Genomic DNA, 6,481 nt, shown 5'->3' with positions numbered 1-6,481 from the left:
CACGGCGACGTTGCTCGCGTCCGGGCGGGTGCTGGTGGCGGGTGGGTGGAATGCCGGAGGGGCCCTGGGCTCGACGGTGCTGGTCGATGTGGAGAATCGGGTGGCGACCCCAGGTCCGCCCCTGGCGACACCTCGGCACGGCCACACGGCGACGTTGCTGCGCTCCGGCCAGGTGTTGATCACCGGTGGAGTCGGTGCGGGAGGCGAGGCGCTTGCCTCCGCGGAGCTCTTCGACCCGGAGAGCGGGACCTGGTCATCCACGAAGCCGCTCGCGGCGGCCCGGCGTGACCACACTGCCATCCTGCTGGACGAGGGGCGGGTGCTGCTGGTGGGGGGCGTAGGAACCGGAGGCGCGCTGGCGTCGGCCGAGGTCTATGACCCGGGAACAAAGACGTGGACGAACACGGGGCGGCTGTTCGTGCAGCGGGGCAACCATACGGCCACGCTGCTCGGGAGCGGACACGTCCTGGTGGCGGGCGGCAGCAACAAGGTGGCCGAGACCGTCGTCTATCTCTCGTCGGTCGAGCGGTACGAGCCCTCGTCGGGAACCTGGCGCGCGTTGCCACCTCTGCGGGTGGCGCGCGATGGCCACACCGCGACCTTGCTGACGTCGGGAGGTGTCCTGGTGGTCGGCGGCTACAACAGCAGCCACGTGGCGGAAGCGGAGCTCTTCGACCCCGCCACGGAGCAGTGGCTCCCGGCAGGCCGGCTCGAGAAGGGACGCGACCTCCACACGGCCACCCGGCTGTCCTCGGGCAAGGTCCTGGTCGCGGGAGGCCATGGGGACGACGGCTCCCTCGCCACGGCGGTGCTGTATGACCCCGCCACAGGGCGCTGGTCTCCCACGGGCACGATGACGACGGCGCGCAGCGCCCACACCGCGACCCTGCTTCCCTCGGGCAAGGTGCTGGTGACGGGCGGCTATTCGGACACGTCGGGCACGGCGGCACCGCTCCAGGGCGCGGAGGTCTATGACCCGACGACGGGGCGGTGGTCCCCCGTGAAGGACCTCACGTTCAAGCGCGGCAGCCACACCGCGACGCTCCTGCCGTCGGGGAAGGTGCTGGTGGCCGGGGGCTACTCGGAGAAGCTGGACCAGGGCGCGCTGGCGACCGCGGAGCTCTACGACGAGGCCACCGGGACGTGGACCGAGACCCCGTCCTTCGTGGAGGGGCGGGGTGCGCATACCGCCACGCTCCTGCCCTCCGGAAAGGTGCTCATCGCGGCGGGCCATGGTGGTTTCGAGGACCGGTTCTACCTCTCGCCTTGCGAGCTGTATGACCCGGCCACCGGGCAGTGGTCGCCCACCAGCGGCGTGTTGACGCCTCGCGAGAACGCCACGGCCACCTTGCTGCCCCTGGGCAAGGTGCTGGTGGTGGGAGGATATGGCTACAACGGCGGGGTGCACTGGGAGGCGGAGCTGTTCATGCCGTGAGGGCCCACGCTACATGCAGCTCGCGCAGAAGAGCCGGCCCTGCTTGCGACCGCCGCGGACGCCGCGTCGCAGGCCCTTCACCAGCTTCATCAGCCCGCCGGCCACTTCGCTCCACGAGGGCATGGGGAAGCCGCCGATCAACACGTTGGGCTGCCCCAGGACGATGGCGCCGAAGTCCGGGATGAGGCCCGGGTCCTTGCCCACCATCATCGACAGGGCCATGGCGGCCGCGTCCGCGGCGAGCTGGGCGGCGGCCACGGCGGCGCCTATCGCCTGCCCCGCGGCGGTGGCGGCGCTGGCGGCGGCGGCGTTCGCGGAGTCGGCGGCGGCCGCCTCGGCGCTCGAGTGCGCCGAATCCATGGCGCTCGTCACCACCCCGAGCGCGCCGGCCGCCATCCCCGCCGCCGCCATCACCTTCGCCAGCTTGCTCATCCCTCCCGCGGACGGCGTGCAGTGCTTGGTGATGTCGCCCATGCGCGCGGCCCGCGAGCCGCCGATGAAGACCTTGCTCGAGCCCGTGAAGACCTCCAGCGGCGGCATGAAGCTGCCGCACGTCACAGCCAGGCCCACGTCCCCCGCGCGCGCGGCGGGCAGGCCGTTGATGAGCACGGACACACAGCCGCTGAGCAGCACCGTGCCGATGCTGGGCAGCGGGATGGGCGGCGCCGGAGGGATGAGGCTCGGAGGATGGGCGTGCGGGTGGGGCAGGCCCACGTGCAGCGCGGTGAGCGTCGCCGCCGGCAGCGCGGGGAACAGGGCGGCGAGGGGCGCGGTCGCCAGCGCGAAGCCCGTGTTGAGCAGCTCCACCGGCGCGTTGATGAGGCCCAGCACGCCCCCCAGCGCCTGGTTGACGGCGCCCACCGCCCCCTGGTGCGCGGGCGGCGCCTGCCGGAAGGGGTCCGTGGTCCGGTTGACCACCGAGGCGAACGAGTCGACCGCGACGTTCTCCCCCGTGGGCTGCATGAGCGGCGGTGCGGGCTGGGGGGGCTGCTGCGCGTCGCGGACCGCGCTGTTCGCGGAGGTGCTGGCCCTGGGGTTGCTCATGTCTGGCCTTCCCTCGGCAGGCTTTGGAGTTCCTTCTTGCAGGCGCGCTGCTCCGTCACCATCCCCGCTTCGCCATACACCTTCTCCAGCCGCTGGAGCACGGACCTCAGCCTCGCAGTGTACTCCACGGAGCGACAGAACGCCGCCGCGCCCGTCCACGTCACCACGGCCTTGCCCAAATCCTTGCGCAGGTAGCGCGCGAGCCCCAGCTTCTCCAGGGCGTCCGCCTTGGGATAGGGGTTGAGCGCCTTGGCGGCCACCCTGTCGGTGATGTCGAAGTACCCCTCCGCCTCCGTGTACTGCTTGAGCTCCAGGCTCACGTCCCCCGCGGCCATGGACAGGTTGATGAGGATGGGGAGCGCCAGGGTGTTCACCGCCACCGCCAGCCCCTGCTGGTAGCGCTCCTTGGCCTGCGCGAGCTTGCCCACCGCCCGCAGCACGTCGCCGGCGCCTTGCAGACACAGCGCCTGCAATTCCTTCAGCCCCTGCTCGGCGTAGTACGTGTGGAGCAGCCCATACTTCTCCAACGCGGCCGGGTAGCGCTTGTGCGCGTAGTCCAGCGCGGCCAGCTGGAGCAGGGCCTGCATCCGCTCGGGGACGGGGAGGGCGGGGTCCACCGACTCCTGCGCCAGGCTGTCCGTCAGCGCCGCGGTGCTCAGGTCCGGCTCGTACACGAGCACGCCCGGCACCTGGAGCTTCCTGAGCGCGGGCACGAGGAAGGGCGGCTCCTTCTCATCGCGCACGATGATGCGCAGCGAGCGCATCCAGGGCTGGAAGCCGTCGTGTGGCAACAGCTGCCCCACCAGGTGGGAGTAGCCCGTCCGGTCCTCGATCTTCATGGGCACGAGCGCCCAGACGAGCCGGTGGTCCCCATCCGGAGGCAGCAGGCCCCGCACGTGCTCGATGGCGGAGCGCAGCCGTGCGCCCGGACTCTCGCGAGGGTCCTGACAGCGGCCGGGCAGTGCGGGCCAGGGGGCCTCGCCGTTCTGCTTGCGGGTGAGGTTGGCGCCCTCCAGCTGCGCCTCCAGGTTGGCCAGCACGTCGGTGACGTATTGCGTGGCGGAGCGGGCCTCGTGCGCGAAGAGGAGGAAGAGGTCCGAGGGCGTCTCCTCGTCCAATCCCTTGAGTGTCTTGTGGACCCAGGCCGCCTCGGCCTCGTGACAGCCGATGACGAGCAGCAGGTGGTCTCGCTGGTCCACGAAGCCACCGAGTGTGTCTTGGAGTTCCTGGAGCTTGCGCCGCATGGGTTTGATGAGTGTAACCCCACCGCGCCTGCTCAGACGAGACGCTCCGTCAAATGCTCGCGGCACTATCTGTCCGGGCTCGCTCCGCGATATGAGAGGCCTCTCAGGAAGGCTCCGATTGACAGGGGGGAGGCCTCGTGTCCGATTCACCCGACGACGTGCTGCGCAAGGTCGAGCAGACGGCGCAAGTGGTCAGCGAGTCGCAGGAGGCCGCGCGGCAGGCTCGGGCCGGCGAGCTGCCCGCCCAGGCGACGAAGCCGCTGGAGAGCGCCCTGCGCCAGGTTCCCGCAGTTCAGCAGGCGACACAGCAGGCGCAGCGCGCCCGACAGGCCGTGCAGCAGGTGAGCGCCGTGGCCCAGGGCGTCCTGGGCGCCACGGGGGGGCTGGAGGCCCTGTCCGAGCTGGCGCGCGCCATCGGCGGAGGGACGCCCCTGGACAAGGTGCGCTTCTCCTTCCAGTCCAGCGCGGACCCCTCGGCGGACTGGCGCGTGGTGGAGCTGCACTCGCGCGAGGGGCTCTCCGAGCTCTACACGTGCACGGTGGACCTGGCCAACGAGCACCTGGACGCGGACGTGGACGGGCTGCTCGGCTCGTCCGCCGAGGTGCTCATCGCGCACGACGCGGGGGCGCGGCGGCTGTGCGGCATCGTCCACCGGGTGGAGCACCTGGGCACGCAGGCCGGGCATCTGCTGGCGCGCGCGCACGTGGTGCCCGCGCTCTGGGCGCTCTCGCAGCGCAAGGACCAGCGCATCTTCCAGGAGAAGAAGGTCCCGGAGATCCTCGAGGAGGTGCTCACCCAGGCGCTGCGGCCCTTCGAGCGGCCGTTCCGCCTCGAGCTCAACCGCGAGTACCTGCCGCGCGAGTACTGCGTGCAGTACCACGAGTCGGACCTGGACTTCGTGCTGCGGCTGATGGAGGAGGAGGGCATCTTCTTCTACTTCGACCACTCGGGGGACAAGGAGGAGCTGGTGCTCGTCGAGGAGAACGAGCAGAGCCCCACCTGCGAGGCGGTGCTGGGGACGCCCATCACCGTGAAGGGCCCGGAGGCGACCACGGCCTCGGACGAGTGCCTGCGGCACTTCGACTTCTCCCAGCAGCTGCACACCACCAGCGTGGTGGTGCGCGACTTCAACTGGACGCACCCGGACTACGACCTGACGCGCGAGTCGCGCGCCAAGGACGCGATGGGCAAGGAGCGCGAGTCCTACGAGTACCCCGCGCCGCTGTTGGGGCCCTATGACAGCGGGGAGAAGAAGTACCAGTACGAGCCGGCCCAGAAGCAGGAGCTGCTGCGCCGGCAGGCCTTCCACGCGGAGGGCAAGCGCGGGCGGGGCGTGGGGTACGTCACCGGCTTCACGCCCGGCTACATGTTCGAGCTGACGGGCCACGGTCACGCCGCGCTGGACCAGTGGTACCTGCTCACGCGCGTGGAGCACCACGGCGACGCCTCCGAGGAGCTGACGAGCGACTCGCTGTCACTGCGCCGCGAGGGGCCGCCGCGGGAGCGCTACCACAACACCTTCGAGTGCGTTCCGTTGGACGTGCCCTTCCGGGCGGAGCGTCGGCGGCCGCGCGCGCGGATGGCGGGCCTGCAGACGGCGACGGTGGTGGGCCCGGCGAGCGAGGAGATCCACACCGACGAGCACGGCCGCATCAAGGTGCAGTTCCACTGGGACAGGCAGGGCAAGCGGGACGAGAAGAGCTCCTGCTTCCTGCGGGTGGTACAGGCCTGGGCGGGCCTGGGCTGGGGGTTCATCTTCCTGCCGCGCATCGGCATGGAGGTGCTGGTGGACTTCCTGGAGGGAGACCCGGACCGGCCCGTGGTGGTGGGCAGCGTCTACAACGGGAAGAACAAGCCGCCGTACGCGCTGCCGGAGCACAAGACGCGCAGCACCATCCGCACCTCCAGCTCCAAGGACAGCGACGGCTTCAACGAGCTGCGCTTCGAGGATGCCAAGGAGGTGGAGGAGATCTTCCTGCACGCCCAGAAGGACTTCAACGAGGTGGTGCTCAACAACCACTCCACCTCGGTGAAGGCGAACCAGACGAACTCGGTGGACGGCTCGCAGACGGAGACGGTGGGCGGGGACCAGGCGATGACGGTGCATGGCCAGCGCACCAAGACAGTGGACAAGGACGAGACGACCACGGTGCATGGCAAGCGCACCGAGACGGTGGACAAGGACGAGACCATCACCATCACCGGCGCGCGCACCGAGGACGTGACGGGCAAGGAGACGCTCTCCCTGCACGCGGGGCGGGATGCCACCGTCAACACGCTGGAGAAGCTCACCGTCACCGGCAACCGGCAGGAGAGCATCCAGGGCAAGGATTCGCTGGACGTCACGGGGGACAAGTCCGAGCACGTCGCCAAGAACTACGTGATGACGGGAGACCTGCAGCTCCAGGCGGTGCAGGGCGAGTGCAGCGTCACCCTGAAGGACAGCATCACGGTGGAGGGCACCAGCAAGAAGATCGCCCTGCACAACAGCTCGGGCCAGGTGGTGTTCGACGGGAACAAGATTGAAGTCACGGCGACGAAGGAGCTGTCGCTCGTCTGTGGCGCGGCGAGCATCAAGCTCAAGAGCGACGGCACCGTGGAGATCAACGGCGCCAAGGAAGTGAACGTGGGGGCGCAGCAGAGCACGCTGAAGCTCGAGGCCGCGGGAGGGTCGCTGTCGGCGCCCAAGCTGACGTCCTCGGCGGTGGGCATCCACGAAATCACCGGCGCGCTCATCAAGATCAACTGACGAGGTCT

Annotated in this window: 4 protein-coding genes; 2 read left to right on the top strand and 2 right to left on the bottom strand. The window is 70.1% G+C overall.

What is annotated here, in order from left to right:
* On the top strand, positions 1 to 1,435 hold a 1,435-nt coding region (locus tag FL311_RS18085; protein ID WP_305036155.1), incomplete at its 5' end, for a kelch repeat-containing protein.
* Between the two features lie 9 nt (positions 1,436 to 1,444).
* On the opposite strand, the gene FL311_RS18080 is transcribed toward FL311_RS18085, so the two are convergent.
* Together FL311_RS18080 and FL311_RS18075 are read right to left on the bottom strand one after the other, a co-directional pair.
* Complete coding sequence (locus tag FL311_RS18080; RefSeq protein WP_141326449.1) at positions 1,445 to 2,479, bottom strand: PAAR domain-containing protein; 1,035 nt, start codon at positions 2,477 to 2,479, stop codon at positions 1,445 to 1,447.
* Positions 2,476 to 3,723 (bottom strand): tetratricopeptide repeat protein, encoded by a 1,248-nt coding sequence (locus FL311_RS18075; RefSeq protein ID WP_141326447.1) that lies wholly within the window; start codon positions 3,721 to 3,723, stop codon positions 2,476 to 2,478. The genes FL311_RS18080 and FL311_RS18075 overlap by 4 nt, the downstream gene beginning before the upstream one ends.
* A 137-nt stretch (positions 3,724 to 3,860) precedes the next feature.
* Between FL311_RS18075 and FL311_RS18070 the strand changes: the two genes are divergently transcribed.
* Positions 3,861 to 6,473, top strand: a complete 2,613-nt coding sequence (locus FL311_RS18070) for a type VI secretion system Vgr family protein (protein ID WP_141326445.1) — start codon at positions 3,861 to 3,863, stop codon at positions 6,471 to 6,473.
* The last annotated feature ends 8 nt before the right edge of the window (positions 6,474 to 6,481 follow it).

It is taken from the genome of Myxococcus sp. AB025B (genome assembly GCF_006518215.1).
Lineage (GTDB): Bacteria > Myxococcota > Myxococcia > Myxococcales > Myxococcaceae > Myxococcus > Myxococcus fulvus.
The sequence above is the reverse complement of the archived record's forward strand: the minus strand, read 5'-3'. Positions and strand labels throughout refer to the sequence as shown.